This window comes from Sediminihaliea albiluteola, assembly GCF_014077625.1.
Taxonomy (GTDB): domain Bacteria; phylum Pseudomonadota; class Gammaproteobacteria; order Pseudomonadales; family Halieaceae; genus Sediminihaliea; species Sediminihaliea albiluteola.
In genome coordinates this window covers 423,717-450,650 of sequence record NZ_JACFXU010000014.1, presented here as the reverse complement: position 1 = coordinate 450,650, position 26,934 = coordinate 423,717, and the positions used below count along the sequence as shown (strand labels likewise).

Annotated in this window: 23 protein-coding genes; 9 read left to right on the top strand and 14 right to left on the bottom strand. The window is 54.2% G+C overall.

What is annotated here, in order from left to right:
- Nucleotides 1-131: 131 nt before the first annotated feature.
- The 3 genes from fadB to H2508_RS08950 form a co-directional block, all read right to left on the bottom strand.
- Entirely contained in the window at nucleotides 132-2,279 is a 2,148-nt protein-coding gene (gene fadB, locus H2508_RS08960; RefSeq protein WP_182173409.1) for a fatty acid oxidation complex subunit alpha FadB, read from the bottom strand.
- Between the two features lie 277 nt (nucleotides 2,280-2,556).
- Nucleotides 2,557-4,005: a coniferyl aldehyde dehydrogenase gene (locus tag H2508_RS08955; RefSeq protein ID WP_182172101.1), complete on the bottom strand. Its 1,449-nt coding sequence runs from the start codon at nucleotides 4,003-4,005 to the stop codon at nucleotides 2,557-2,559.
- A gap of 35 nt (nucleotides 4,006-4,040) precedes the next feature.
- The gene (locus H2508_RS08950; protein WP_182172098.1) at nucleotides 4,041-5,693 is read right to left on the bottom strand and encodes a GMC family oxidoreductase; all 1,653 of its coding nucleotides are present in this window, start codon (nucleotides 5,691-5,693) and stop codon (nucleotides 4,041-4,043) included.
- A gap of 497 nt (nucleotides 5,694-6,190) precedes the next feature.
- Here H2508_RS08950 and H2508_RS08945 point away from each other — a divergent pair, with 497 nt between their 5' ends.
- Nucleotides 6,191-7,246 carry an NAD(P)H-dependent amine dehydrogenase family protein gene (locus tag H2508_RS08945; RefSeq protein ID WP_182172095.1) on the top strand — a complete coding sequence of 352 codons (1,056 nt, stop codon included), beginning with the start codon at nucleotides 6,191-6,193 and terminating at the stop codon, nucleotides 7,244-7,246.
- A 55-nt stretch (nucleotides 7,247-7,301) separates the two neighbouring features.
- On the opposite strand, the gene H2508_RS08940 is transcribed toward H2508_RS08945, so the two are convergent.
- From H2508_RS08940 to H2508_RS08930, 3 genes are all read right to left on the bottom strand, one after another.
- On the bottom strand, nucleotides 7,302-8,270 hold the full coding sequence (locus H2508_RS08940) for a PA2778 family cysteine peptidase (RefSeq protein WP_182172092.1): 969 nt from the start codon (nucleotides 8,268-8,270) through the stop codon (nucleotides 7,302-7,304).
- A 23-nt stretch (nucleotides 8,271-8,293) separates the two neighbouring features.
- Entirely contained in the window at nucleotides 8,294-8,668 is a 375-nt protein-coding gene (locus tag H2508_RS08935; protein WP_182172089.1) for a PA2779 family protein, read from the bottom strand.
- A gap of 132 nt (nucleotides 8,669-8,800) precedes the next feature.
- Complete coding sequence (locus H2508_RS08930) at nucleotides 8,801-9,454, bottom strand: TetR/AcrR family transcriptional regulator (protein WP_182172086.1); 654 nt, start codon at nucleotides 9,452-9,454, stop codon at nucleotides 8,801-8,803.
- A 315-nt stretch (nucleotides 9,455-9,769) separates the two neighbouring features.
- On the opposite strand from H2508_RS08930, the gene H2508_RS08925 reads away from it, so the two are divergent.
- Both H2508_RS08925 and H2508_RS08920 read left to right on the top strand, forming a co-directional pair.
- Entirely contained in the window at nucleotides 9,770-11,704 is a 1,935-nt protein-coding gene (locus tag H2508_RS08925; protein ID WP_182172082.1) for an outer membrane protein assembly factor BamB family protein, read from the top strand.
- 37 nt (nucleotides 11,705-11,741) lie between these two features.
- The gene (locus H2508_RS08920) at nucleotides 11,742-13,193 is read left to right on the top strand and encodes an NAD(P)/FAD-dependent oxidoreductase (RefSeq protein ID WP_235965157.1); all 1,452 of its coding nucleotides are present in this window, start codon (nucleotides 11,742-11,744) and stop codon (nucleotides 13,191-13,193) included.
- A 12-nt stretch (nucleotides 13,194-13,205) separates the two neighbouring features.
- On the opposite strand, the gene H2508_RS08915 is transcribed toward H2508_RS08920, so the two are convergent.
- The 6 genes from H2508_RS08915 to H2508_RS08890 all read right to left on the bottom strand — a co-directional run bounded on the left by H2508_RS08915 (nucleotide 13,206) and on the right by H2508_RS08890 (nucleotide 21,542).
- A complete protein-coding gene (locus H2508_RS08915; protein WP_182172076.1) occupies nucleotides 13,206-14,234 on the bottom strand; it encodes a zinc-dependent alcohol dehydrogenase in 1,029 nt (342 codons plus the stop codon).
- Between the two features lie 138 nt (nucleotides 14,235-14,372).
- A complete protein-coding gene (locus H2508_RS08910; protein WP_182172073.1) occupies nucleotides 14,373-14,564 on the bottom strand; it encodes a hypothetical protein in 192 nt (63 codons plus the stop codon).
- 75 nt (nucleotides 14,565-14,639) lie between these two features.
- Entirely contained in the window at nucleotides 14,640-15,914 is a 1,275-nt protein-coding gene (locus H2508_RS08905) for a ribonucleotide-diphosphate reductase subunit beta (RefSeq protein WP_182172070.1), read from the bottom strand.
- A gap of 76 nt (nucleotides 15,915-15,990) precedes the next feature.
- Nucleotides 15,991-18,873, bottom strand: a complete 2,883-nt coding sequence (locus tag H2508_RS08900; RefSeq protein ID WP_182172067.1) for a ribonucleoside-diphosphate reductase subunit alpha — start codon at nucleotides 18,871-18,873, stop codon at nucleotides 15,991-15,993.
- A gap of 555 nt (nucleotides 18,874-19,428) precedes the next feature.
- Complete coding sequence (gene argF / locus H2508_RS08895) at nucleotides 19,429-20,343, bottom strand: ornithine carbamoyltransferase (RefSeq protein ID WP_182172064.1); 915 nt, start codon at nucleotides 20,341-20,343, stop codon at nucleotides 19,429-19,431.
- 44 nt (nucleotides 20,344-20,387) lie between these two features.
- Complete coding sequence (locus H2508_RS08890; RefSeq protein ID WP_182173406.1) at nucleotides 20,388-21,542, bottom strand: aspartate aminotransferase family protein; 1,155 nt, start codon at nucleotides 21,540-21,542, stop codon at nucleotides 20,388-20,390.
- Nucleotides 21,543-21,812: 270 nt separating this feature from the next.
- On the opposite strand from H2508_RS08890, the gene grxD reads away from it, so the two are divergent.
- Nucleotides 21,813-22,151, top strand: a complete 339-nt coding sequence (grxD, locus tag H2508_RS08885) for a Grx4 family monothiol glutaredoxin (RefSeq protein ID WP_182172061.1) — start codon at nucleotides 21,813-21,815, stop codon at nucleotides 22,149-22,151.
- A 58-nt stretch (nucleotides 22,152-22,209) separates the two neighbouring features.
- Here the strand turns inward: grxD and bfr are convergent, their stop codons facing one another.
- Nucleotides 22,210-22,692 (bottom strand): bacterioferritin, encoded by a 483-nt coding sequence (bfr, locus tag H2508_RS08880; protein ID WP_182172058.1) that lies wholly within the window; start codon nucleotides 22,690-22,692, stop codon nucleotides 22,210-22,212.
- 144 nt (nucleotides 22,693-22,836) lie between these two features.
- The gene (locus H2508_RS08875) at nucleotides 22,837-23,043 is read right to left on the bottom strand and encodes a bacterioferritin-associated ferredoxin (RefSeq protein WP_182172055.1); all 207 of its coding nucleotides are present in this window, start codon (nucleotides 23,041-23,043) and stop codon (nucleotides 22,837-22,839) included.
- Between the two features lie 270 nt (nucleotides 23,044-23,313).
- Here H2508_RS08875 and H2508_RS08870 point away from each other — a divergent pair, with 270 nt between their 5' ends.
- The 5 genes from H2508_RS08870 (at nucleotide 23,314) to rlmH (ending at nucleotide 26,928) form a co-directional block, all read left to right on the top strand.
- Complete coding sequence (locus tag H2508_RS08870) at nucleotides 23,314-23,916, top strand: peroxiredoxin (protein WP_182172052.1); 603 nt, start codon at nucleotides 23,314-23,316, stop codon at nucleotides 23,914-23,916.
- Nucleotides 23,917-24,169: 253 nt separating this feature from the next.
- Entirely contained in the window at nucleotides 24,170-25,426 is a 1,257-nt protein-coding gene (locus H2508_RS08865; RefSeq protein WP_182172049.1) for a glutamate-5-semialdehyde dehydrogenase, read from the top strand.
- Nucleotides 25,426-26,133 carry a nicotinate-nucleotide adenylyltransferase gene (gene nadD / locus H2508_RS08860; protein WP_182172046.1) on the top strand — a complete coding sequence of 236 codons (708 nt, stop codon included), beginning with the start codon at nucleotides 25,426-25,428 and terminating at the stop codon, nucleotides 26,131-26,133. The genes H2508_RS08865 and nadD overlap by 1 nt, the downstream gene beginning before the upstream one ends.
- Nucleotides 26,123-26,458, top strand: coding sequence for a ribosome silencing factor (gene rsfS, locus H2508_RS08855; protein WP_182172044.1), 336 nt, complete (start codon nucleotides 26,123-26,125; stop codon nucleotides 26,456-26,458). The genes nadD and rsfS overlap by 11 nt, the downstream gene beginning before the upstream one ends.
- The gene (gene rlmH, locus H2508_RS08850) at nucleotides 26,458-26,928 is read left to right on the top strand and encodes a 23S rRNA (pseudouridine(1915)-N(3))-methyltransferase RlmH (RefSeq protein ID WP_182172041.1); all 471 of its coding nucleotides are present in this window, start codon (nucleotides 26,458-26,460) and stop codon (nucleotides 26,926-26,928) included. The genes rsfS and rlmH overlap by 1 nt, the downstream gene beginning before the upstream one ends.
- Nucleotides 26,929-26,934 lie beyond the last annotated feature (6 nt).

The following is a 26,934-nucleotide window of genomic DNA, read 5'->3' as shown; positions in this document are numbered from 1 at the left end:
GTGCGAAGGGCTCATTGTTGGCCGCTTCGTCATTCTCGCCGCGGCGGTAATCCGCCTTTGCGAGAGCCAGTGTCTTGTTGAGCATCCCGCAGCGCCTGCTCTATTCGGAGCGGCGCTGCAGTTACCATCGCTTAGTAGTAGCTTTCGCCAGCGGCTAATTTGGCCTTCATGCCATCGGTCATTTCGTACACCTTGCCCAGGTGTGCGAACTTTTCCGAAGCCTTGGCGATATATTCCAGCCCTACTGTATCCATCCAGCGGAAAATACCACCGCGGAAGGGAGGGAAGCCGAGCCCGAACAGCAGAGCGAGATCAGCTTCAGCAGCGCTGCCAACAATGCCCTCTTCAAGGCAGCGAGCCATTTCAGTGGCCATTGGCAGCATCATGCGATCGACGATATCTTCGGGGCTGAACTCAGTGCGCTCTGCAACAATTGGCGCGAGTAGTTCGTAGGTACTTTCAGTGACGGTTTTCTTGGGCTTGCCACGCTTGTCTTTCACATATTCGTAAAAGCCAATGTTGTTTTTCTGACCAAAGCGCTGGTTCTCAAACATCACTTCTGGTGCTGCTTTAAAATCTAGCTTCATGCGGTCAGGGAAACCTTCCGCCATGACTTCGCCAGCGTGTACACCGGTATCGATGCCGACCACGTCCATCAGGTAGGCAGGGCCCATAGGCCATCCCCAGCGCTCCATGACTTTGTCGACTGCTTGGAAGTCAGCACCATCGCGCAATAATTTGGAGAAACCGTCAAAGTAAGGGAACAGCACACGGTTGACCAAAAACCCAGGGCAGTCTTTTACCACGACAGCTTTTTTGCCCATTTTATTGGCGTAGGCCACGGTGCGGGCCACAGCTTTGTCGGAGGTCTTCTCACCGCGAATCACTTCTACCAGTGGCATAGCGTGTACTGGGTTGAAAAAGTGCATGCCGCAAAAGTTTTCAGGGCGCTTAAGTGCTTTGGCCAAATGGCTAATGGAGATGGTCGAGGTGTTGGAGGCGAGGATGGCATCTTCGCCGATCTTCTGCTCGGTTTCGGCCAACACAGCTTGTTTCACTTTGGGGTTCTCAACCACCGCTTCAACTACGATATCGACATCTTCAAAACCGTCGTAGCTCAAAGTGGCGTCGATGCTGTTCAGTACCTCCCCCATTTTGGCCGGAGTCATGCGGCCGCGCTCTACGCGCTTGGCAAGCAGCTTACTAGCTTCTGATAGGCCCAAATCCAAGCCATCTTGGTTGATGTCCTTCATCTTGATTGGCACGCCTTTGTAAGCGCTCTGGTAGGCGATGCCGCCACCCATAATGCCAGCGCCTAATACTGCAGCACGCTCGATGGCCTTGTCGGATTTTTTCTCCCAGCTCTTGGCTTTCTTGCCCAGTAGCTGGTCGTTTAAGAATACGCCGACCAGTGATGCGGCAACGTCGGTAACTGCCAGCTCAGCAAAGCCCGCGGCTTCAACGTCGAGTGCCTCTTCAAGGCCCATGCCTCGCGCCTGCTCGATCACCTCCACTGCTTTTACTGGTGCCGGGTAGTTGCGGCCGGCCTGCTGCGCCACCATCTGCTTCATGGTGAAGAATGCCATCATAGCTTCGGTGTCGTTGAGCGGCAGTGGGCTGCTCTTAGCGCTGCGACGGCTGGCGTAATCCAGCTTGCCAGCAATAGCATTGCGCAGCGTGGTCAGTGCCACATCGCGCAGTTGCTCGGGAGCGGCTACCGCGTCCACCGCGCCGGCCTTCAAAGCGGCCTCAGCGCGCTGCTCGGCTGCACCGGCAATCCAAGTGGCGGCCTCATCAACACCGATGATGCGCGGTAGGCGCACGGTGCCGCCCCAGCCGGGTAGAATGCCCAGTTTGGTCTCGGGTAGGCCGACTTTGGCGGCGCTGCTCATTACGCGGAAATCACAGGCCAAGCAAATCTCAAAACCGCCACCCAAAGCGAAGCCATTGATGGCGACACAGCTCGGGAAGGGTAAGTTCTGCAGGCGGTTAAAGTTGGTATTGTTGGTGGCGGTAAAACCTTTGATGTCATCCGCGCTGGAACCAAATATAGAGGTGAATTCGGTGATATCTGCACCGACAATAAATACCGGCTTAGCGCTGGTGACCAGTAGGCCTTTGAGGCCATCCTGGGCTTCAATAGCATCTAATGCGGCGGTGAGGTGGTTGACGGTATTTTGGTCGAACTTGTTGACCGATTCGCCCTGCAGGTCGAAGCGGAGTTCGGCAATATCGCCTTCCTGTCGCTCGACGGTGAGAGCATCACTCTGATAAATCATGTCGCTGTCCTGTTTGGGGGTGTTTGGGATAACTTTTGCTATCAATCGCCCCATGTCCTGGTTGGTGGGCGAGTTGTCGTTATTGTAGCTGTCTGAGGCGAGCGCGTGAACCATTAATGTTGACAGTGATCACAAAAGTTTTATCGCGTGCTGAGTAATTGCTGCCGGGGCTAGGTTTTGCGCCAGCTTGCTTACTCAGTGGCATAGCAACTTAGCAGTGCTTAACTCTACTTTGCGTCCCTTTCATTATGGGGCAAGGGACGCAGTCAGAGACTGTTTATTTTTTGATTTGGGAATCTAGCATTTTTGCCAGTTTTTCACCGTAAGGGGGCAGCGTTCCAGCGAGTTTTGCTATGTTGAGCCAGCCATCTTTGTACACTGCTCGGGTATGGCTAAAGGTGCGGAAGCCATCTCGACCTCGGTAGTTGCCCATGCCTGACTTGCCGATACCGCCAAAGGGTAAATCGTCACAGCCTACATGCATACCTACGCTGTTGATTGAAACGCCGCCCGATGATGTGCGATTTAATACTTCATCCTGCTCTTCTTTGTCGTCGCCGAAGTAATACAGGGCCAGCGGCTTTTCCCGGTCGTTGATGAAGTTTATGACCTGCTCAATGTCGCGATAGGTTTTGATGCACATCAAGGGGCCAAAAATCTCTTCCTGCATACAGGCCAAGTCATCAGAGGGGTTGACCACTAGGTGTAGGGCTATCTTGTGTGCCTCCGCTGACGAGCGCTCTTCACCCGCTGGGCTCAGGGCTACAATACGGGTGCCTGCCGCTTCAGCTTCATCGAGATAGCTGGCGATGCGCTGATAGTGTCGCTCATTGATACAAGACACAAAGTCTGGGTTGTCCTGGATGCTGGGAAACTGTTCCGCGATAACACTTTGGCAGTGGCGAATAAAGGCTTCTAGGTGCCCCTCGGGAATAAAGCAGTAATCGGGGCTGATGCAAAGCTGTCCACCATTCATCGCCTTGCTGCTGATCAGTGTTTCCGCAACTTTATAAATATCGCATTGCTCAGAAATAACCACCGGTGACTTGCCGCCCAGCTCCAGTGTCACGGGTACTAGGTTTTCTGCAGCGGCGCGCAAAATGTGCTTTCCAATACTTGTCGCACCAGTGAAAATCAGGTGATCAAAAGGCAGTGCACTGAAGGCAGCGCCCACTTCCGGACCGCCGGTAATAACAGTGACCTCAGAGGGCTCGAAGTAGCGCGCGAACAGCTCTTTCATGCACTCCGAGGTGCGGGGGGTAAATTCAGAGGGCTTAATCATGGCGCGGTTGCCGGCTCCCAAGACATCTGCAAGGGGACTGAACATCATATTCACTGGGACGTTCCAAGGCGTCATGATGCCGACTACGCCTTTGGGCTGAAAGTGCACAGTGGCTGAAGCGCCGAGGAAGTTCATCGGCAGCATGGCCTTGCGCCGCTCCGGCTTCATCCATTTCTTCAGATTCTTTTTGACAAACTTGAGGCTACCGATGGAGTTGGTGATGTCCATCATCTTGGTTGAGAAGGCTGAGCGGCAGCCAAAGTCTTCATTAACTGCTTGGCAAATGGCTTCGTGGTTGTCTACCAGTAGTGCAATGCAGCGATCGATACGGTCTATACGGCTTGCAAGCTCGACTTCACCCTCTGCTCTAAAGGCACTGCGCTGATTGTTGAGAATAGCGTTGAGACGCTCACTGAGCGCCTTGTCACCGGCGGCTGTTGTCATTATCTATTCCTTGTTCTGTGTTGTTATGACTTGTGCTAGCTGTCAAATATAGCGCCGGTGGCAATGCCGACGTCTTCAAGCAGCATATCCGAGCACTTTTCTGCAATCATAATGCTGGCTGCATTGGTGTTGCCGGAAATCAGCTCGGGCATAATGGAGGCATCAGCAACGCGTAAACCAGCAATGCCCCGGACTCGCAGGCGCTCATCAACCACAGAATCTGGGTCCGAGCCCATGCGGCAAGTACCGACAGGGTGATATACCGACTCCGCATTTTCGCGAATATAACGCATAAGATCAGCGTCACTTTGGCACTGCGGCCCCGGTAAAAACTCCTTGCCGCGGTTAGCATCTAGCGCAGGGGCAGCAAATATTTCCCGCACCCGCTTAATGGCGGCGAGCATGGTCTGAGCATCTTCTTCTGCTGCTAGATAGTTGGCGTGAATCGCTGGGGCAGCACCTGGGTCAGTGCTGCGGATATGGATACTGCCGCGGCTAGCTGGACGTAAATGACACACAGTTGCAGTAGTGCCGGGGCGGGATTTCAAATTGCCCCGGCCATCGTCTTCACTGGCTGCGGGAGAGAAATGTATTTGCGCATCGGGCCGAGTCACCTTGTCGCTGCTGCGAAAAAATACGCCAGCTTGGGCTGCAGGGTGGGCTAGTAAACCAGTGCCAAATGCGCTGTAACGGGCGATGTTAGCCAGCAGTGCCAGCGGTCGGCTCTGTTCATAAAAGGTCGGGATGCCATGCAAACCCTGGATGACATTGATGGTTAGGTGATCCTGCAGGTTCTCACCTACAGCGGGTAGGTCTTTTTCGACTTTGATATTCAGGGCCGATAGCTGCTCAGCGTTGCCAATCCCAGACAGCTCTAATAATTGTGCAGAGTTGATTACGCCGCCGCAGAGAATGACCTCGCCCTTAGCGTAAACGCGGCTGGGGGCAGTGCCTTGTTGTTTCGAGCTGCGGTACTCCACCCCTATGGCTCGGCCATCTTCAATCAGTACTTTACTGACCATGGCTCCGGTTAATACGCTGAGGTTAGGGCGCTTGCGGTAGGCTTTGAGGTAGCTGCGATAACTGCTTTGGCGCCGTCCGCGGCGGATGTTTTTTTGGTAGTAGCCGGCGCCTTCTTGTTGTGCACCGTTAAAGTCAGGGTTGAAGGGCAAGCCAGTTTCCATCGCCGCCTGGATAAAGCGGTCGGCCAGGGCAAGGCGCTCCTTGGGTTGGCACTCTTCAACCCACAAGGGGCCTCCGTAGCCATGATAGTCGTTGGCGCCTTCGGCCTTGTGCTCAGAGCGCTTGAAATAGGGCAGCACGCTATCGTAATCCCAGCCATGGCAGCCTAGCTCAGCCCAGTGGTCGTAATCTTCGGCCTGGCCGCGGATATAGACCATACCGTTGATCGCGCTGGTGCCACCCAGCACTTTGCCGCGGGGCCATTTGATCCGTCGATTAGCCAGCTGAGCTTCGGGCTCGGTCTGGTAGCACCAGTTCAGCGTCTTGTGGTTCATTAAAAAGGCAAAGCCCAAAGGGATATGGATCATGGGGTTGCGGTCTTCCCCACCAGCCTCAAGCAGCAGTACCTTACGACTGGCTTCGCGTGTTAGGCGGTTGGCTAGAGCGCAGCCGGCGGAACCTGCGCCGACAATAATGTAATCGTAGTTATTGCTATTGTTTGGCATGAGCTATTTGACTACTCCGTGGAGCTTTCGGGATAAAAGACTGGGCAAATTACTGATAAAAATCGCAATCCATGCTAATTCGCTGCTAGGCCTTGCTGAACAAAGCGTATTCGCCCGGGCAAGCCTGACGACATGCGGAGACAAGCTGGCAGCTACACATGACTTGATTCCTAGTTTTTCTTATTACTTTTAAAGGCGCTTCGGTTTTGCCATGGCCGCTCGTTCAGCAATGGCGACACAATATCCTGCCCCAAGGCTGCGCGTTTGTATAGTTGTTGAATAAAAGAACTGAGCTATTGAGCTGGCAGCTTTATATCGAGTACTTGGCTTCACTTGCTCTAGTAGAGCCTCAATAGCTAAACAGACTCTGTGATTGTTAGCTGTTCGCTCTCACTATCGTTTTGTCTGAGGGGCTGTGCTATCTTTTGAATGTTACATTTCTACATTGCTGTAACACAATATCATTTATCAACAGCCAGTCTTTTAAGGGTATTTCGATGGAAAGGGTTATTAGGGTTGCGCAGTGGGGTACCGGCGGTGTTGGTCAGTCCGCTTTGAAAGCTATTTTGACTAGCAAGCACTTAGAGCTTGTGGGCTGCCGAGTCTATGATGATGCGAAAGTGGGCGTCGACGTGGGGAGCTTAATAGGCTGGCCTGATACCGGTGTAACCAGCACCAATGACTCACAAAAGATTCTCGATTTAAAGCCAGATGTGGTGAGCTACAACGCACTCTGGGCTAACGTCGATGACTTTTGTATGATTCTTGAGGCCGGTATTTCCATTGTGACGACATCCTCCTTTGTCACTGGCCATAATTTGGGAACAGAGAGTAGAGATCGTATTGAAGCTGCAGCACAAGCGGGGCGTGCAGCGATATTTGGCAGCGGGATTCACCCGGGCTTTTCAAGCTATATCAGTCTAGTTGCTGCGGGTTTGAGCCGAGATATCGAGGTGATACGTTTTACTGAATCAGTAGATTGCTCCGGCTATGCCTCTGCTGAGACCTGGCGAAGTTGTGGCTTTGGATTACCACTCGATACGCCAAATCTTAAAAGTCTCGCTGAGTCTGGGATGCGTGTTTTCTCGGATGGGATTTACTTGGCCGGCCAAGCCCTAGGCCTGGAGTTTGACACAGTGCGCTTCGATGCCGATTTTTCGGTGACAGAGCAGCCCTTAGATCTAGGCTTTATGAAAATAGACGCGGGTTGTGTTGCTGGTTTAATCGGCCATTGGCGGGGCATTATCGGCGGTAGGTCGGTGGTGGAGTTGAACCAAGGCTGGAAGATGGGGCCAAGTGTCACGCCCGAAATTGAACTCTCCGGTGGCTACGTGGTTGAGGTGGTTGGCAATCCAAACATTTCATTTACCTTAAAACACAGCCCGCCCAGCGACTTCAAAGGCAGCACGCCAGTGGAATTGATGGAGATGAATTTAATTACCACTGCGATGCCTGCGATCAACGCTATTCCACATCTACTAAAAGCTGAGCCGGGCATTCGGACCTATGTAGACTTCCCTCTGATAACTAGCCGCGGATTTTTGTTGGATTAAGTCAATTTGACTGCCCCTTGGCGCTCGTTAAGGGGCAGCCTCTAGCTACTTTGTATTAATTGATTGGGCAGTCGGTCTCTGCTGGCTTCTGCTGTAGGGCAGCTTGGACTTCTTCGGCGGTCTTATGCAGTGTGGCGCTCATGAGCGCTGTGCTGTTTTCGTATTCAAGTGCGGCGTTTAGCGTCAGCTCTGCTTGGTAAGGGCAGCCGGCTTCGAGTAAGAGGTCGGCGTAGTTGTTGTGCGCAGCTAAATGATCGGGTTGCTGCTTGATGAGCTGGCGGTAGAGAGCTGCAGCATCAGCAATTAAGCCCCTTCGACGCCGCGCATTGGCCGTAGCAAACTGCAGATCAGCTTCCTCTGGCCAGCGTAACAGAGCGGCTTCCCAAGCTCGCTGGGCTTGCTGTGCTGAGAGCATAGACTCGACATCTGCCAGTGCCTGCAGTGCAGCTCTGGGTTCTACCGTAGCCGCTAGCTCGCCAGCTGGCTTGGTGACCAGAGCCCAGTTCCCTGCCTTGCTCCAGCGGCGCCAGAAGCTGGCTGCGGATTCGATACTGCGCTGCTTGGTCCCGGAGCGTAACACCCAAGAATTGTGCTCGGCCTGATAACCGACAACAACGGCGTAATGCCAGCGTGGCAGCACATCGATACCGAGGTTTTGCATTATCAGTACTGGATTACCTGCCAGCAGTTCTTGCTGTAGGGCGTCTAGTGTTCCTGGAATTCGATAGGGGATGCGTTCATGGCGGCGACTGGCGGCGAGCAGTTCGGCTTGTAAGCTGCCCTCGCGTTTTGGCAGATAGACCGCAGATTCTAGGGTCTCACTGTCGACATCTAGGCCGCTGAAGTTAAGCACGGTAGCCAGTGCAGCAGGACCACACTGGTACTTGGCTTGAGGAAAGAAAGGTACCTCGCTCAGTTCAATACTGCGGGGCTGTGAAGGTGAGGCTGGCGCTAGCCAAGGAGCGCAAGCGACCAGCGCAGTACAGCAGAGAACTAAGCTAAGGCGATGCAGCCAACGATGCACCCTTGAGACCAGCTCTCTTGGCTTCAGATAGAGTTAAATACGTTGGTAACGCCGACCAGCTCTAAAACTAGCAGTACCACAAATACCGCACCGATCAGTCCCAGTACGCCACTACCGGCAGGCATTTCTTGCGCACGCTGACTCAGTAGCTGCAGCTCAGAAGGGCTAAGTGCAGCGACTCGTGCTAAGGCTTCTTCGGGGGACACGCCCATGGCTACTAGCTGTTGTTGAACGTCATCTCGTGCCAAGAGGCGCTCAACATTGCTTAAGTGGCTGCTTTGCGTTTCGTTGACGATATACTCCGAGGTGGAGATGACCGCTGCTTGGGCTGTACTGAAGGTCGTGGCACAAATCAATATGAGTGCTTTGAACAACATGATAGCGCGCGCTGTGTACATAGTAGTGCTCCTAATAAGGGCGGTAGTTGTTGTTGCATAGATCATACGAGAATTGCTGACATAATTGAATAATAGAAACTACTAAAGCTTGAGCTGGCACGCGATGACATGGCTCGCAATCGCCCTTATGGCTTAGTAGTCTATTTTAGGGTCGCCTACTTTTAGCGAGGACACATCCCCTGTTTTTAAGAAGCCCATTATCATGGCGATGCGGCGATCCATGGGGGCTTTTTGACGAAGTTCAGCGTCATTCATACAGCTAGTACAAAGCCCAATAACGGTCATCAGTAACAGCTCTGAGGTTTCAATTACGGGTATTTTGGCACAGATCTCACCGGCTTCATGGGCCTGCTGAAGGTCCGCTAGGAGCGCAGAGTAGACCGCATAGAAAGACTGGTTGTTACTTTGCTCAACTAGGGGGAGGGTGATGCCTTGGTGCCAGAACGCCACCCTGACCTTCCATTCATCGTGGATAGTGCTGTTATAGGGCAGCAGATTTCGCAGTCTAATCTCTAGTGCAGTCAGTCCTGTCAGGGATCCTACCGCTGCTTGGACTCGCTCTAAATAAACTCTATTGGCCCAGTCGTTAGATGCGACTAGCAATGTGGTTTTATTACGAAAATAGTGTTCCACCAGCCCGCGAGAGCAGCCGGCTTCAGTGGCTACTGAGCGGACTGAGAGGGCGGCTAAGCCCTGCTCCGCAATGACACGAGTGGCTGCTTGAATAATATATTCCCGTCTTTGTTGGGTTGACTCGCTTACTTTGGGGAAACTGCTTTTTTGCATATTGAATCCGTTATCTGCCTGGCATGGTCTGACATTGCTCAGCTGTGTCACGCGCCATTATAGGGGCGAAAGCGCGGCGCTTCCTAAGGCTTAAATAAAACCGCCTTAGTCTTTGCCTCGAGCAATGGTGGCCTGATGGCATGGCTGCTCTGTTTAGCTTGGGTCGAGCGATGTTGCTGTGTTGGTCCGAGCAGGTCATTATGCTTTACAGCAAGACAGTCGTCTTGTATAACTTGCGCTGATAAGTCTAAAGCCTTGAAACTCTTGAGCTGACAGTGACTGGCTTTGAAGGGTGTTTTTGTCAGGATGTGAGTAATGAATAAATTTAATAATGATCGTTTTCAATCCAATACTGGCCTGCCGCTGTTAGTTTTAGTGCTGCTTCTAGCGTGCTTTGCTATCGGGGCTAGCGCACAGGAAGCGCCCCTGATGGATGGCATGGGCAACATCAATAGCGATGTGCTAAACGCGGATTCTCCAGCAGCTAGTTTATATAAAAGTCGCTGTGCGCAATGTCATGATAATGCCAATGGCCGTATACCTCCCCGGGCATCCCTGCGTTATCAGCCCCCTGAAAATGCTTATGCAGCGCTAGTGAGTGGCAGCATGTCACCAATGGCTGAAGGGTTATCGGAGGAACAAATCATTTCCTTGGTTAAACTGCTGACCGGTAGAGAGCCCTCGCCAATTCCTGACCCCAATACTCAGCTCTGTGCCAAGCAGAGCAGTGCTGTGCAGCTTGCTGAGGGCGACTGGTCGAACACCCACGGTGATTTTCGCGGCCTCCGCTATCGCCAACACCGCAGTTTAAATGCTGAATCTTTAGATCGTCTGCACTTGAGTTGGGCTTACGCTTATCCGGGCGGAGCCGCCGGCCCAGTGACTGTTGGCGGTGATGCGCTGTTCTTGGCGGGCACAGGCTATGTGCTTGCACTCAATGCAGAGCATGGCTGTGTGAACTGGGCTTATCCAACACAGTCTCGAATTGTGCGCTCAGTGACTGTTGCCACTATGCCAAATGCTGAGTATCAGGCAGGGGGACTTCCAGCGAGCGTCGCTGTCTTTGGTGACGATAGCGGCAGCGTGTATGCACTGGATGCCAGTAGCGGAAAAGAGCTGTGGAAAACGCAGGTTGCGGATCATCTCTTGGTGCGCATCACTGCTGCGCCGACAGTGTACGATGGCGTGGTTTATGTCGCTATTTCATCGATGGAAGATCCGCTGACTCACGACCAGGATTACTTTTGTTGTAGTGCTAGAGGCGGCGTTGCCGCTGTGGCTCTAGAGTCCGGGCGCTTACTGTGGAAGCAGGATCATATTCAGGCACCTTTAGCCGCGCTGCCAGCGCTACAAGATAAGGACAAACAAAGTGATCTAGGGCCAGAATATGGCGCTGGGCAATTTAAACAGGGCCCGGCAGGCGGATCGACCTATACCCCGCTGAACATCGATACTAAGCGCGGTTTGGTGTATGCCAGTACAGCAGAAGAATATGGCTTTACTGGTGCCAGTGGCCCCTATTCAGTGATTGCCTACGATCTTAAAAGCGGTGAGCGGGCTTGGCAGCGCTCCTTAATGCCAGCTATGAAAGAGCGCGAGGCGCTGTGTGCTAGCCGCGAAACCGACTGTAGAAACTTTTTCTCTAGTGGCACTTCGGCCATGTTGTATGCCTTATCTGAGGATAAAGACCTCGTGGTAGTGGGGCAAAAATCCGGTTATGTGCACGCCCTAGACCCAGATCAGGGTGGGCGATTGCTGTGGTCAACAAAAGTGTCGGAAGGGGGCGATTTGGGTGGTGTGATGTACAGCCTCGCAGCGGACGCTGACAAAATTTATGTGCCCATATCGGATATCGACTCACCTGAGGGGAAGTTTACCGGCACCCTAGTCGCACTGCAGCCCGCTACGGGCGAGATTGTCTGGCGCACGGCAGCACCTGAGCCGGCTTGTAACTGGGGCAGTGACTACTGCATTGCCGGCCAAGTCGCGGCAGTGACAGTGGTTTCCGACATGGTCTTTGCCAGTTTTTGGGATGGTTATGTGCGGGTTTATGCCAGCAGTGATGGCCGCTTATTGCGCGAGATTGACACTGCGCTAGAGCACCCGGCGGTTAACGGAGTAGCTCGCGGTGGGCAGGTCAGTGGCTACCCGGTCGTGGTCGGCCAAGACGCGCTGTATATTACTTCTGGCGCCAGCTCGATTATGAAGGCGGGCAACGCCTTGCTAGTTTACCGCCTGAACGACAAATGATCTGACTAAAATGACTAGTACAGAGGCAGGCTCAACAATGGGCAAGATAAGTAGGCGGGATGTACTTAAACAAGGCAGTGCACTGTTGGTAGCGGGCAGTTTGACAGCCTGTGCGGAGGGAGATAGCTCTGCTTCTGCTAAAGTCGGCGCCAGCAAGGCGGAGTTCAGTGACGCTAGTCATCAGGCATACGACAGCGGCACGGTGCCGCTTGCCAGTAGTGGCTGGACTAAAACCTTAGGTGAGGGCCCCGATTACCCTAGCTTGAGCGAGGATCTGAGCTGTGATGTGCTGATTGTCGGGGCTGGTTTAGCCGGCTGCTCCTTGGCGCTCCACCTAGCTGAGCTAGGGGTGGATACAGTCGTTGTTGAAGCGCGACAGCCCGGTTGGGGGGCATCTGGCAGGAATGCTGGGCATGTGCTTCCGCTGCTGAGAGATGTCAAGCTGTTCGAGCAGTTTCCTGATAAAGGCGAAGCATTTTTTAAGCTGTTTCAAGAGCACCACACGATTCCCTTCGATATTGCTGCTAAATACAACATCGACTGTGATGCGACCCAAAGTGGCTATCTCAACGCGATGAGCTCCCAGAAAGCCTTTGACAAGTTTGCCCGCTCAGCGGCCCGGCCTGCAGAGCGCTTAGGTCAAAGCATCAAACACCTCGACGCCGCGCAGATGCGCGATATGACGGGCTCAGATTATTACCCCTACGGCGTGTTATATGAGTCTGGTGGGCGCGTTAACCCCTATCTTTTAAGTTCGGGTATGGCCGCTGCAGCGCAGGGTCTAGGAGCGCGCATCTTTGGTGATAGCGCCGCCAAAAAGCTGTCGCCTGAAGGTTCTGGCTGGAAAGTTCAAGTCGAACAGGGCGCTACAGTGCGCTGCGATAAGGTCATTTTCTGCACCAATGCTTACGCCACAGATATCGTCCCCGCATTTAAACAAAGCTGTTATCCGATGACGGCTTACGCGCTGTGCACAGAGCCATTACCGGATGAGCTCTACGATATTATTATGCCGAGCCGCGCCACCTTGGCCCAGGTGCCGATAGATCTCAACCCCTTAGTCGTCGACGCGCATAAACGAATAGTGACGGCATCAATGCCCAGTCGCCGCCGACCGGCGGATGCGCAGTGGCACTTTGAACATCATTTGAAATGGATTCAGCGGACCTGGCCAGAAGCGCAAGATTTCCCGATAAAGCTCGAGTCCTATTGGACCGGTCGCGTGGCAATGCGCGACCAAGAGTTCCCCGGCATGTATCAACATGCCGAGGGTGTTTACGGGCTGATGCACTTTAATGCCTGGGGCAATGTCATGGCGCCGATGATGGGCATGGCTCTGGCCCAAGCGCTGGCTGCTGATCGCCTTGATCAACTTCCCTTTCCCCTTGTGTCGGCCCAGCCGGTGGCAAACCCGGGTAAACAGGAGTTTATTATTCGCAGCCTAATGATCCCTGCGGCGCGTATAGCCCAGGACTTTGGGGTTATTTAAAGGGGCAGCTAGTTATTGCTGGCAGTCAACCAGAACCTTGATCGCCTCATTTTGTTTGCTGGCTTGGGCAAAGGCCGCGTCAAACTCAGAGAGTGCAAACTGGTGAGTGATAAGCGGTTTTGGGTCAATCGCTCCCGACTCGAGCAGCGCGCAGACCCGGGCAAAAGTGTCGTTACTGTAAGCCATTGAGGAGCTGATCGTTAGCTGCCGCATCAGGAAGTTCAGCATATCGAGCTGCACCGGTGCAAAGTGTACGCCGATCACCACGATGCGGGCATTCTTTCTGGCGGTATTGAGGATAGTTTGGAAGACATCGCCTACCCCAGTCGCTTCAATATAAATATCCGTTGCCGGCTGTTCACCCAAGCGGGGATCTAAGCTACGACTGCCGTGCTGTTCTTTGAGAAAGTCACTGATGCTGCCTGAGCTAGCCAGAAAAGGCTTCAAGCCTAGCTCTTTGGCAACGGCTAGACGTTTTTCTGACAAATCGACAACCACCACATCGGCGGCCTGAAAGTGTTTTGCCAGTAGTGCGCACCCTAGGCCGACCGGGCCGGCGCCAAACACCACGACTTTTTCGCCAGCTTGTAGCGCCGAGCGATCGATGCCATTTAAGCCAACCGCGAGGGGCTCGATAAGGGCCGCTAGTTTGAAGTCGAGTGTGTCGGGGAGCTTGATCACTAAGCCCGGGTCGCTGCTTACATTTTCAATGAGCACATAGGGTGAAAACGCGCCGTGCTTGCTGCCACCACCAATGGCATTGTTGGCTCCCTCTGGATTAATTGCCACGCGATCGCCGATGCTAAAGCCTGAGACATGACTCCCTGCTGCAGCAATTTCGCCAGAAAATTCGTGCCCGATGGGCATTGGGCTAGTGGCCCCTGGGATACCGCCGAGCTTCAAATAGCTCAGGTCAGAGCCGCAAATACCGCAGACTTGCACCTTAACAAGGAGGTCATTTGGCCCGGGTTTGGGCATCTCAACACGGTCGAGTCGAATATCATTGGGCGCGTGAATCCTCGCCAGAGAGATTGTGCTCATGTCTAGCCTGCTCTAAATAAAATTATAGGGGGAGTATAGAGGGTGAGTGGGAGGAGAGCTAAGAGCGAGTGCCGTTTGGCTGCGGCACTCATATAGGAATATTAAACTGCGCTAAGGTGAGTCTGAGTTAGCCTTGTACTAGTGCAGCACACGGTCAGGACGCAGGTCCTCTTGTAAATCGTGCTGCTGACCATTGCTAGCAACTTCTTGCTCGACAAAGGTGCGCAGTTTGCCTACCACGCTAGTCATCACTTCGATGGTTTGACTGATCTGATCCAGCGCCATCAGTATGGTTTCGGTATCCTCGGACCTTTCATCGTGGTCATCCATAGCGGGTTTCCCGTCGTTGTTTAAAGAGGTTTTAGAGCGGAGATGCCCGGCTGCAGAGCAACCGGGCACTCTGATTTAATCCCAGCTCAGCGCGCCGCCGGTCTGATATTCAATCACACGGGTTTCAAAGAAGTTTTTCTCTTTGCGCAGGTCCATGATTTCACTCATCCAGGGGAAGGGGTTGGCCGCTCCCGGGAATTGCTCAGGTAGGCCGAGCTGTGACAGGCGACGGTTGGCGATAAACTGCAAGTACTCTTCCATCATCGCGGCGTTCATACCCAGTACACCTCGGGGCATGCTGTCTCTGGCGTATTCGATTTCCAGCTGGGTGCCCTCAAGAATCATCTGGATGACTTCCTTCTGGAACTCTTCGGTCCACAGGTGTGGGTTTTCCAGCTTGATCTGGTTGATCACGTCGATGCCGAAGTTCAAGTGCATGGATTCATCGCGCAGAATGTACTGGAACTGTTCTGCCACGCCAGTCATTTTATTGCGGCGACCCATGGACAAAATCTGGGTGAAGCCACAGTAGAAGAAGATGCCTTCGGTGACGGCGTAGAAGCCAATTAAATTGCGCAGCAGTGTCTGATCGTTCTCTACAGTACCGGTTTTGAAGTTGGGATCCGACAGGTTGTGCGTTTGCTCCAAGCTCCAAGTGGCCTTTTTAGCAACTGAGGGGATCTCGCGATACATGTTGAATACTTCGCCCTCATCCATGCCCAGTGACTCGATGCAGTACTGATAGGCGTGGGTGTGAATGGCCTCTTCAAAGGCCTGGCGCAGTAAGTACTGGCGGCACTCAGGGTTGGTGATTAGGCGATAGATACCCAGCACCAAGTTGTTTGCAACCAGTGAGTCGGCAGTGGAGAAGTAACCCAGGCTGCGTTTGACGATACGGCGCTCATCTTCGGTCAAGCCATCGGCGCTTTTCCAAGTGGCGACGTCGGCTGTCATGTTGATTTCTTGCGGCATCCAGTGGTTGGCGCAACCATCGAGATACTTTTGCCAAGCCCAGTCGTACTTAAAAGGTACCAGTTGGTTGAGGTCGGCGCGGCAGTTGATCATCGCTTTTTCGTCGACCGATACACGGGCGGCGCCCATCTCTAACTCTTCTAGGCCTGGTGCAACATCGATGTTCTCTACGGCACGGGCAGCGGCAGCGATATTACTGGCGGCATCTTTTGGCACATCCGTGGTGGCTGCTGTGCTCGCCGGCGCAGCGGGGCTGGCCGCTGCTGCTGGTGCCGCTGCTGGCTGTGCTTCGGCAACTGGCGCTTGAGCAGCTGCAGCCGCTTTGGCTGGCTTAGCAGTGCTGCTCTCTTCTTCGTGGTAATCATCCCAATTCAACATATCGTATAGTCCTCTACGGCTGTTGTGTGTTCGTGTATAGCTGCTTGCGCTGCTGTCTTGCCCAGCACGGGCCCGCCTATTGGCAGGCCTCGCAGTCTGGGTCGTCCAGTGAGCAGGCATCGGGTACCGGAGCAGGGCCGCCCATCTGTTCGCCGGATGACACAGCGTTCAGGTTGCCGGTGCTAATAGTGGACTTCTCGGTACCTGTTGCTGCTAGTGAGCGCAGGTAGTAAGTCGTTTTCAGGCCGCTGTACCAGGCCATGCGGTAAGTGATATCGAGCTTCTTGCCGCTGGCGTTGTTGATGTACAGGTTCAGCGACTGAGCCTGATCTATCCACTTCTGACGGCGGCTGGCGGCATCGACCAACCAGCGCGGCTCGACTTCGAAAGCGGTTGAGTAAATGGCTTTCAAGTCTTCCGGCACACGGTCAATTTGCTGCACGCTACCATCGTAGTATTTGAGGTCGTTGACCATGACCCCATCCCACAAGCCGCGGGCCTTAAGGTCTTTCACTAGGTAGGGGTTGACCACGGTGAATTCGCCAGACAGATTCGATTTCACATACAGGTTTTGGTAAGTCGGCTCAATCGACTGTGACACACCAGTGATATTGGCGATGGTTGCTGTCGGTGCAATCGCCATCACATTGGAGTTGCGCATACCGCGAGCTTTCACCAGTTCACGCAGCGCTGGCCAGTCTAGGGTCTGGCTCTTGTCCACCTTAATGTAGTCGGCGCCGCGCTCTTGCTCTAGTAGGTCCAGCGAGTCGATTGGGAAGATACCTTGGCTCCACAGCGAACCTTCATAGCTGGAGTAGGCACCACGCTCTGCGGCCAGCTGGCTGGAGGCGTCGATAGCGTAGTAGCTGATGGCTTCCATCGAGCGGTCGGCAAAGTTCACGGCTTCCTCTGAACCATAAGCGATGTGCTGCTTATACAGGGCGTCTTGGAAGCCCATCAGACCGAGCCCCACTGGGCGATGCTTGAAGTTGGAGTTTTGCGCGGTCTCAACGGAGTAGTAGTTGATGTCGATCACGTTGTCCAACATGCGTACTGCGGTGCTCACGGTTTGCTGCAGCTTGTCCAGGTTCAGACCGTTTTCATCGATGTGCTGGGGCAGGTTGATCGAGCCCAAGTTACACACCGCGATTTCATCTTGGCTGGTGTTCAGCGTGATCTCTGTGCACAGGTTTGAAGAGTGCACCACGCCGACGTGCTGCTGTGGTGAGCGCAGGTTGCAGGGGTCTTTAAAGGTCATCCAGGGATGGCCAGTTTCGAACAGCATGCCGAGCATTTTGCGCCACAGGTTTTGGGCGCGCATGGTCTTGTGCAGCTTTATTTTGCCGGCGCGAGCCTGCTCTTCGTAATAGGTGTAGCGCTCTTCAAAGGCTTTGCCGTAGAGATCGTGCAGATCGGGCACATCGTGAGGTGAAAACAGGGTCCACTCGCCATCGTCAAATACCCGCTTCATAAATAGATCGGGAATCCAGTTGGCGGTGTTCATGTCGTGGGTACGGCGGCGGTCGTCACCAGTGTTTTTGCGCAGCTCGACAAACTCTTCGATATCGAGGTGCCACGTTTCGAGGTAGGCGCAGACCGCTCCTTTGCGTTTGCCACCTTGGTTGACCGCTACAGCGGTGTCGTTGACCACCTTAAGGAAGGGCACGACACCCTGTGATTTGCCGTTAGTACCTTTAATGTAGGCACCGAGGGCGCGTACTGGCGTCCAGTCGTTACCCAGGCCGCCGGCAAATTTGCTCAGCATGGCGTTGTCCTGAATAGCGCCGTAAATGCCGTGCAAGTCGTCGGGAACCGTAGTCAGGTAGCAAGATGACAGCTGTGGTCGCAGGGTACCGGCGTTGAACAGAGTCGGGGTGGAGCTCATGTAATCAAAGGACGACAGCAGTTGGTAGAACTCGATTGCGCGGGCGTTTTTGTCGTCTTCTTCGATTGCTAGGCCCATGGCGACACGCATAAAGAAGATTTGCGGCAGCTCAATGCGAACTTCATTGCTGTGAATGAAGTAGCGGTCGTAGAGCGTTTGCAGGCCGAGGTAGGTGAACTGCAGGTCGCGTTCGGGTAACAGAGCTTCACCTAGTCGTGCTAGATCGAAGCTTTGCAGCTCAGGGGAGAGCAGTTCCAGTTCGACACCGCGAGCGATGTAAGCAGGTAAGGCTTGGGCGTAGAGATGGTGCATGTCCGCTTGGGTGGGCTTGTCGGCCACCTTTAAAAAGCCCAGTGCTTCAGCACGCAGGTTGTCACAGAGTAGACGGGCTGCGACGTAGCTGTAGTTGGGCTCTTTTTCGATCAGGGTGCGAGCGGTGATTACCAGTGAGGTCGAGAGCTCCGCCAGAGTTACGCCGTCGTAGAGGTTGCGCAGTGCTTCGTCGAGGATCAGCGTTTCGCTGACGTCGTCGAGGTCGGAGCAGGCTTCCGAGACGATGGTGTGAAGTCGCTCAATGTCTAGCGCTGCGCGGCTGCCATCGGGCTGTACTACGGTGATGGCTTCGGCAGCTTGCGCCGTAGCGGGTGATAGCGCCTGCTTGTCGGCACGTTTGCGCGCTTGCTCTTCGCGGTAGATCACATAATCGCGGGCGATTTTGTGCTCGCCAGAGCGCATCAGTGACAGCTCTACCTGGTCCTGAATGTCTTCGATGTGAATGGTGCCACCGGAGGGCATGCGGCGCTTAAAGGTCGAGCTGACCTGTTCGGTCAGTTTAGCCACGGTTTCGTGGATGCGGCTAGAAGCTGCTGCATTGCCGCCTTCAACAGCGAGGAAGGCCTTGGTGATGGCGACGGTGATCTTGCTGGCTTCAAAGGGCACCACGGTGCCGTTGCGTTTGATGACGCGCAGCTGTCCCGGAGCGGTGGCGGCAATATTGGCGCTGACGCCACTGGCTTGTGCTGAGCTAAGCGGCGCTTCGCTCTGGCTACCTGACTGTTTGGTTTCTGTATGCATGATTACTCCGATGTCGGTGGTGCCGGGCTTGGTATCTCCCAGCTAGTACACTTTTATGGGGCGTCTGTACGCCCTTTGCTCTTGATGCCGAGCCTTCACAGGCTGTGGCGAATTAGGTGTTTGCTGTTACTGCTTTAGCTCGTCGGTGGTGATAGTGGCGGGGTAGTGCCGCGGGTCATTTATGCTGTTTTGCCCCGGCTGAGCCGCTGCTTTATCTCTTACTTAGACGCGCTTAAATTATCCTTTTTGGCTTGACTTTACGCTCAGGTCGATTGACAGCTGTAGTAGCGTTTATCCCATATATTGGGGTGCTTGGCCAATTTGGATACAAGATAAAGCGTCCGAGAGCGCAAAGCAAGGGCATGAGGCTGGGTTTATGCTGTGGATAAGTTGTGGAGAATAGCTCGGTCGGCAGGCGCTAACCTTGTAAGCCGCGACATACTTGATGTGGCAGAATTGAGCCCGCAAAAAAGCGGGCTGCTTGGGCATATATTTATTTGCTGTTAAAAAAGATTTTGTGCAACAGCCTGCTTATTTGCTGTGCATTTTATGGCTTTAGCGATTGGCTTTAAGCAAAAACTCCATCAGGGCTTTTTGGGCGTGAAGGCGGTTTTCTGCTTCTTCCCATATAACCGTATCTGCTGCGTCCATAAGTTCGGCGCTGATTTCCTCTCCGCGGTGGGCTGGGAGGCAGTGCATATAGAGGGCGTCGGGGGCGGCTAGCTGCATCAACTCGCGGTTGATTTGATAGCCGGTAAATTGCCGAGCGCGCTCCCTTTGCTCGTCTTCTTGACCCATGGATGCCCAGACGTCAGTGACCAGCAAGTCCGCGCCACTGGCGGCTTCGCGGGGATCGTGTATGACCGTCACCCGCTCGCTATTTGCGCTCAGTAGATGGCTGGCCGGCTCAAAGCCAGGGGGGCAGGCAATGCGCAGCTGGAAGTCGAACTGAGCGGCGGCGTTAATATAGGACTGACACATATTATTGCCATCGCCAACCCAGCACACGGTTTTGCCGGCAATGCTGCCGCGGTGCTCTTGCCAAGTCTGCATGTCCGCCAGCAATTGGCAGGGGTGGAAGTCATCAGTCAAGGCATTGATCACCGGTACTGTGGAGTGGCTGGCAAAGCGCTCCACGATGTCGTGACCAAAAGTGCGAATCATGACGATGTCGACCATAGAGGAAATGACGCGGGCGCTGTCCTCAATCGGCTCGCCACGGCCCAATTGGGTGTCTTGCGGTGATAGAAACATGGCGTGGCCACCAAGTTGCGCTATACCTGCTTCGAAGGACACGCGAGTGCGGGTGGAGGACTTGGCAAAGATCATAGCTAGCACAGCGCCTGGGAACTGACGCTGGTCAAGGCCTTCTTGGCGCTCGCGCTTCATCTCTGTGGCGCGAGCCAAGACGGATTGTAACTCTGCCGGACTGAGGTCTTGCAGGGTGAGAAAGTGACGTGTTTGGCCCATGGTTATGGTCTCTAAGCGTTCTGTTCGTCGGTGCAGGCGCTGCTTCAGTCCAGGGACTGGATCAGTTTAACGACTGCCTTAGCGAGTTCGTCCGTCTGTGCTTCGCTAATAATTAGCGGTGGCAACAGGCGAATAGTATTTGCCGCAGTAACGTTGATTAATAGCCCTTGATCTAATGCGCGTGCAACCAGTGCACTACAATCGCTGCTCAGCTCAATTCCGATCATTAAACCTCGACCACGAATATCGACCACTCGCTTATCACCGGCTAGCTCCTTGGCCAGGGTCTCGCGCAACTGCTCACCGCGGCTGATGGCCTGCGCACAGAGCTCGTCTTTAATGATCGTCTCAAGTACAGCAGAGCCTACGCGGCAGGCCAGTGGGTTGCCGCCATAGGTTGAGCCGTGGTGGCCCGTCGAGAAGACCTTGGCAGCCGCGCCGCGTGCTAGGCAGGCAGCGATGGGCAGCCCATTTCCTAGTCCCTTGGCCGTGGTAACGACATCGGGCATAAAGCCCAATTGCTGGTAGGCAAAGTAGCTGCCGGTGCGGCCATTACCTGTCTGCACTTCATCGAGCATGAGGAGCCATTGGCGCTGCTGGCACAGCTCACTGAGAGCCTGTAAATAGGCCGTGTCGGCGATGCGCACGCCGCCCTCGCCTTGAATTGGCTCCACCAGCACCGCCACTACGCTGGGATTGTTGTTAGCAATTTGCTCAATCGCCGTGAGGTCGTTGAGCGGGGCGCGTACAAAACCGCTAACTAAGGGGTCAAAGCCGGCTTGAATTTTACGGTTGCCAGTGGCGCTCAGTGTCGCCAGAGTACGCCCGTGGAATGAGCGCTCCATCACTACGATAGCGGGCTTGCTGATGCCGCGCTGGTGGCCATAGAGGCGAGCTAGTTTTAGGGCTGCCTCATTGGCCTCGGCGCCAGAGTTGCCAAAGAAGCAGGTTTCCATGCCCGCAACTTCACAGAGCGCGGAGGCCAGTTGCTCTTGCTCGGCGATCTGGTACAAGTTGGAAGTATGAATCAAGCGACCAGCTTGCTCGTTAATGGCGGCAGTGATTGCTGGGTGGGCGTGCCCTAAGCCGTTAACGCCAATGCCTGAAATGCCGTCGAGATAGCGCCGACCTTGGCTGTCAAAGAGATAGACGCCTTCCCCGTGGCTGAAGGTGACTGGCAGTCGAGCGTAAGTTGGCATGACGGCAGAAGCCGCTTTGGCGTTGGGCGAGTTTTCGGGCAGGGCCACTTTCGGTTCCTCTTTGAACGAAAAAAGGCAGCGCAGGGCTGCCTGGAAGGGGATTTACTATAGCCACAAAGCGGCTTTCAGGCAATCGTCAAGCACTGTCTGTAGCTGCTCTTGGTGGAACTCCGCTCGGAAATGCAGATCAAATTAAGGTAAACTGCGCGCCGTTAAACCGTTTTCATCACCCTTAATAGCGGGCCCGCCCCGATAGGATAAGTGACCTCTATGGATATTATTGACACGATTAAAGAACAGATCGAGAACAACAGCATTTTGCTGTACATGAAAGGCTCTCCAAACCAGCCGCAGTGTGGGTTTTCTGCTCAGACTGTCCAGGCAGTGATGGCCTGTGGTGAGCGTTTTGCCTATGTCGACGTACTGAGCAACCCCGATGTGCGCGCTAACCTGCCAAAGTATGCTAACTGGCCTACCTTCCCTCAGTTGTGGGTTGAAGGTGAGTTGATTGGCGGCTGTGACATAGTGATGGAGATGTCTGAAAGTGGTGAGCTGCAAACCTTAATTAAAGAAGCTGCAGCTGCTTCTGCTGCTAAACAGCAGGCCTAAAGTCGCCGCTTCGCTGCCGCCCGCCCATCGATAGAGTTGTGCGGGCAGCAGAGCTTTACTATTCAGCTTTGATGCTCTGCATGGCGCTTTGCAGGTAGTTTGGCAGCCCAAGCTTATCGATCAGGCTGAGTTGAGTTTCCAGCCAGTCGATATGTTCTTCCTCTGACTCCATAATGCTTACGAACAATTCGCGCGATACAAAGTCGCTCACTGACTCACAGTAGCTAATGGCTTCTTTTAGGTCCTGGTGAGCTCGCTGCTCCAGTTTAAGGTCGCAGGCTAGCATTTCTTGGGTGTTTTCACCGATCATCAGCTTACCCAGATCTTGCAGGTTGGGTAGACCCTCTAGAAAAAGAATGCGCTCGATCAGCTGGTCGGCGTGCTTCATTTCATCGATCGACTCGTGGTACTCGTGGTCGGCCAGCTCTTTGAGGCCCCAGTCCTTGTACATGCGGGCATGCAGAAAATACTGGTTGATCGCCACCAGTTCGTTGCCGAGCACCTTGTTCAAGTGCTCTATAACCTTTGCGTCACCTTTCATCGCGGAGTTCTCTGCTCAGTGTAGGTGTTTAAAGAGTCGTCCATGCCGGCTTGTCTGTCAAACCAGCATTTGGCTCTGTTGATGAGCTACAAGCGGGGTAGGAGTGGGGTTGCGGTACGCCTTGTGGCTGCTTGCTATGAGTCCTTAGCTGATGGCGTAAAACAGTTCTTGCTCATTACTAGTCAAACTGTTTAGTGATTCGCGAACAATCTCGCGCGCCATGATGCCGCATTTACCGCACTGGCTGGCAACTCCTAGGTTGTTGCGTATATCGCGAATGCTGCTGGCGCCCTCTTGCACGGCAGCGCGGATCTGAGTATCGGTGATTCCCTTGCAAATACAGACGTACATAGTGTGCGCTGCCATCCTCTGTGCTGTTCAGAGCTGGCAAGTTAAGCTGAATGAGAATCATTGTCAATAGCGTTTGGCGGCAATTTACGCTATGATAAGGCCTGTGATTTTCAGGCGCGCTTCGAGCCTTTGCTGATTACTGTGCTTAAAAACTTCTCTCAGCAACACTAATTGAAATGGCCCCCAGCGCTCGGCCTGTGTAATATGTTGATCTAGTCTATCCGATGTTGATCGGGTGTTTTTTTACCCTCTACTTAATGGAGATTAAACATGGGTGTATTAGTAGGAAAGCCGGCCCCAGATTTTGATGTGGCTGCAGTAATGGGCAATGGTGAGATTGTTGATTCTTACAAGCGTTCTGAGCAGATGGCTGGTAAATACGGCCTGATCTTTTTCTACCCACTGGACTTTACTTTTGTCTGCCCTTCGGAGCTGATTGCTCTGGAGCACCGCATGGACAAATTCCGCGAGTTGGGCGTTGAAGTCGTTGCCGTGTCGATTGACTCGCAGTTCACTCACAACGCCTGGCGCAACACGCCGATCAACAAAGGCGGTATTGGTGAAGTATCTTATGTAATGGCAGCTGACGTACGTCACGACATCGCACGAGCTTACGATGTGCAGAGCGACGGCGGTGTAGCTTTCCGCGGCGCTTTCTTGATCGACAAAGAAGGTGTAGTCCGCTCGCAGCTGGTTAACGACCTGCCGCTGGGCCGTAACATCGACGAGCTGATTCGTCTGGTTGAGGCGCTGCAGTTCCATGAAGAGCACGGCGAAGTTTGCCCTGCAGGCTGGAACAAAGGCGATAAAGGTATGAACGCATCACCAGACGGTGTTGCTGCCTACCTGTCAGAGAATGCTGACGCGCTGTAATTTCGCGCACTTTAGTTGTTAGCAAAACGCGGGCTTCGGCCCGCGTTTTTTTTGCTTGTGTAGCCAGTGTTTACAGGGCTGGAGATGCGCAAAATCAGCCGCTTATACTCGCCGCTTGCTCAGTGACTTGGCGCCGCCTGCAGGCTGAGGCTCTTGCGCTATTTGCCATAAAGCGTTGACATCTATGTCTCGCGACTGTCGCTGCGCTATCAGGTATAATGCCACGCACTTTTAGGTACTTAGATATATAGCAATGGATGTAGAGCAGTACATGAAAACTGTCGGGCGCGCAGCGCGCCAGGCAGCAACGCAGGTAGCCGCTTCTTCAACGGCGCAGCGCAACAAGGCTTTGCTGGCCGCCCGGGATGCTTTAGATGCTGCCCGCGAGGCGCTTGCCGAGGCCAATGCCAGGGATTTACAGCGCGGTCGAGATAATGGTTTAGATGCACCCTTGCTCGATCGTCTTGAGCTGACCCCAGCCACTATCGATACCATGCTCGAGGGGCTCAGCCAAGTGGCAGCACTGCCGGATCCCGTCGGTAGCATCACTAATATGAACACCATGCCCAGTGGGATTCAGGTGGGCAAAATGCGTGTGCCACTGGGGGTGGTTGGCATCATTTACGAATCCCGTCCCAATGTCACAGTCGAGGCCGCAAGTTTGTGCCTTAAATCCGGTAACGCGACTATCCTGCGCGGCGGCTCTGAGGCCTTAGCTTCCAACTGTGCCATCGCTGCTTGCCTAGCTGAAGGCTTGCGCGCTGCTGGCTTGCCTGAAACCGCGGTGCAGGTTATTGAAACCGCCGATCGCGCGGCAGTGGGGCAGCTGATTACCATGCCAGACTATGTGGATGTGATTGTGCCCCGTGGTGGTAAGAGCCTGATTGAGCGTATTAGTCGCGAGGCGCTCGTGCCGGTGATCAAGCACCTCGATGGCGTATGCCATGTATACATCGATGAGGGTGCCGACCTCGGTATGGCCAGTGCCATTGCCATGAATGCTAAGACTCATCGCTACGGTACCTGCAATACCATGGAAACGCTGTTGGTGGCGCTCAGCGAAGCTCCTGAAGTGCTGCCGCGTTTGGCTGAGGCCTACGCCGCCGCCGGCGTTGAGCTGCGAGGCTGCGAACAGGCTCAGGCTATCGTGCCGCAAATTGCCGCAGCCAGCGAGCAAGATTGGTACGAGGAGTATTTGGCTCCTGTATTAGCCCTAAAGGTTGTGGCCGGTTTGGATGAGGCCATAGCCCATATCAATCGCTATGGCTCTCAGCATACTGATAGCATTGTCACGCGAGATCATGGCCGGGCGATGCGTTTCCTGCGGGAAGTTGACTCAGCCTCGGTTATGATCAATGCCTCCACGCGCTTTGCTGATGGCTTTGAGTATGGTCTCGGTGCGGAAATTGGTATTTCCACTGACAAGCTGCACGCCCGTGGCCCAGTGGGATTAGAAGGCCTGACCTCGCAGAAATATGTGGTATTTGGCGAGGGGCAGGTCCGCTCTTGATGCCCTCGGCTGCACCCGGCCCTGTAGGTGTATTAGGCGGAACCTTTAACCCGGTACATCTAGGCCATCTGCGTTCGGCAGTAGAAGTGCTGGAGCGTTTGCAGCTGGCGAGCTTGCGGCTCATGCCCTGCGCTGTTCCGCCGCATCGCGAAGCACCTGAGTGCAGTGCACAAGACCGTGCGGCGATGGTCGACTTGGCGTTGCGCGACGAACCCCGATTACAATGCGATCGCCGCGAATTAGAGCGTAGTGGGCCCTCTTATACCGTGGATTCGCTAGCTGAAATACGCGGCGAGCTGGGGCCGCAGCGCAGTCTTTGCCTAATTTTAGGCTTTGATGCCTTACTGCACTTAGATAGCTGGCACCGCTGGCAAGATTTACTGGGCTTGGCCCACATAGTTGTTATCGCTCGGCCTGGCTGGGAGCTACCGCAGCAGGGAGTGATTGCCGATTGGCTCAAGCAGCACCGCAGCACTGATCGCGCCTCACTACGGAGTGCTCCGAATGGCTGCGTATTGGTAGAAGAATTGCGTCCGCTGGATATCTCCTCGACAGAAATCCGGGCGCTATTAGCGGCGGGGCGCTCGGTGCGCTACCTGCTGCCGGAGCCGGTACTGAGCTATATTGAACACCATCAACTTTATCAACGCGTGGGCGCTCAAAGTGAGCCCGCCGAACAACCCCCTGGAAGCCTGAATGGAAGCTGATCAACTTAAAGCCATTATCGAAAACGCACTGGATGACCTGAAGGCCGTTAACACGGTGGTGATGGACGTCAGTGAGCTGACCGATGTCATGGATTATCTGGTAATTACCAGTGGTACATCCAACCGCCATGTGAAATCACTGGCCAATAACGTCTGCATGGAAGCCAAAAAGGAAGGTGCGCGGCCGATTGGGGTGGAAGGTGATGATGTTGGCGAGTGGGTGCTGGTCGACTTTGGTGACATAGTGGTTCATGTCATGCTGCCGGCAACGCGTGAACTTTACGACTTGGAGCGCCTCTGGGCCAAGCCCGCGACGCGAGATTAATGCGCCTTACTATTGTTGCCGTCGGCGGGCGAATGCCCGCTTGGGTGGAAGAGGGTGTTAGCGAATACAGCAAGCGCCTGCCCCGCGAGCTGCGCCTGCAATGGCGTGAAGTTCCGCTAGCCCGCAGAGGCAAGGATGCCAAAGCGGAGCAATTATGCCAGGCCGAGGGGGAGCAAATTCTCAAGGCTGTGCCGCAGGGCGATCGGGTGATCGCTTTGGATGTCAAAGGCAGGAGTTGGACGACGCCAGAGTTGGCGCAGCAACTCAGCAGTTGGCAGATGTCGGGTGATAATTACAGCCTGTTGATTGGCGGCCCTGACGGCTTGTCTGCGGAGTGTTTGGCGCGGGCCGAGCGTCGATGGTCGTTGAGCGCTTTGACTCTGCCGCACCCTCTGGTGCGTATTGTGTTAGCCGAGCAGCTGTATCGAGCTTGGACAATTACCGTCAACCACCCGTATCATCGCGAATAGTTTTCA

Bases quoted from the DNA above. Each gene is read 5' to 3' on its own strand.
- fadB (WP_182173409.1), bottom strand. From the start codon at position 2,279: ATGATTTATCAGAGTGATGCTCTCACCGTCGAGCGACAGGAAGGCGAT.
- H2508_RS08955 (WP_182172101.1), bottom strand. From the start codon at position 4,005: ATGACAACAGCCGCCGGTGACAAGGCGCTCAGTGAGCGTCTCAACGCT.
- H2508_RS08950 (WP_182172098.1), bottom strand. From the start codon at position 5,693: ATGCCAAACAATAGCAATAACTACGATTACATTATTGTCGGCGCAGGT.
- H2508_RS08945 (WP_182172095.1), top strand. From the start codon at position 6,191: ATGGAAAGGGTTATTAGGGTTGCGCAGTGGGGTACCGGCGGTGTTGGT.
- H2508_RS08935 (WP_182172089.1), bottom strand. From the start codon at position 8,668: ATGTACACAGCGCGCGCTATCATGTTGTTCAAAGCACTCATATTGATT.
- H2508_RS08930 (WP_182172086.1), bottom strand. From the start codon at position 9,454: ATGCAAAAAAGCAGTTTCCCCAAAGTAAGCGAGTCAACCCAACAAAGA.
- H2508_RS08925 (WP_182172082.1), top strand. From the start codon at position 9,770: ATGAATAAATTTAATAATGATCGTTTTCAATCCAATACTGGCCTGCCG.
- H2508_RS08920 (WP_235965157.1), top strand. From the start codon at position 11,742: ATGGGCAAGATAAGTAGGCGGGATGTACTTAAACAAGGCAGTGCACTG.
- H2508_RS08915 (WP_182172076.1), bottom strand. From the start codon at position 14,234: ATGAGCACAATCTCTCTGGCGAGGATTCACGCGCCCAATGATATTCGA.
- H2508_RS08910 (WP_182172073.1), bottom strand. From the start codon at position 14,564: ATGGATGACCACGATGAAAGGTCCGAGGATACCGAAACCATACTGATG.
- H2508_RS08905 (WP_182172070.1), bottom strand. From the start codon at position 15,914: ATGTTGAATTGGGATGATTACCACGAAGAAGAGAGCAGCACTGCTAAG.
- H2508_RS08900 (WP_182172067.1), bottom strand. From the start codon at position 18,873: ATGCATACAGAAACCAAACAGTCAGGTAGCCAGAGCGAAGCGCCGCTT.
- argF (WP_182172064.1), bottom strand. From the start codon at position 20,343: ATGGGCCAAACACGTCACTTTCTCACCCTGCAAGACCTCAGTCCGGCA.
- H2508_RS08890 (WP_182173406.1), bottom strand. From the start codon at position 21,542: ATGCCAACTTACGCTCGACTGCCAGTCACCTTCAGCCACGGGGAAGGC.
- grxD (WP_182172061.1), top strand. From the start codon at position 21,813: ATGGATATTATTGACACGATTAAAGAACAGATCGAGAACAACAGCATT.
- bfr (WP_182172058.1), bottom strand. From the start codon at position 22,692: ATGAAAGGTGACGCAAAGGTTATAGAGCACTTGAACAAGGTGCTCGGC.
- H2508_RS08875 (WP_182172055.1), bottom strand. From the start codon at position 23,043: ATGTACGTCTGTATTTGCAAGGGAATCACCGATACTCAGATCCGCGCT.
- H2508_RS08870 (WP_182172052.1), top strand. From the start codon at position 23,314: ATGGGTGTATTAGTAGGAAAGCCGGCCCCAGATTTTGATGTGGCTGCA.
- H2508_RS08865 (WP_182172049.1), top strand. From the start codon at position 24,170: ATGGATGTAGAGCAGTACATGAAAACTGTCGGGCGCGCAGCGCGCCAG.
- nadD (WP_182172046.1), top strand. From the start codon at position 25,426: ATGCCCTCGGCTGCACCCGGCCCTGTAGGTGTATTAGGCGGAACCTTT.
- rsfS (WP_182172044.1), top strand. From the start codon at position 26,123: ATGGAAGCTGATCAACTTAAAGCCATTATCGAAAACGCACTGGATGAC.
- rlmH (WP_182172041.1), top strand. From the start codon at position 26,458: ATGCGCCTTACTATTGTTGCCGTCGGCGGGCGAATGCCCGCTTGGGTG.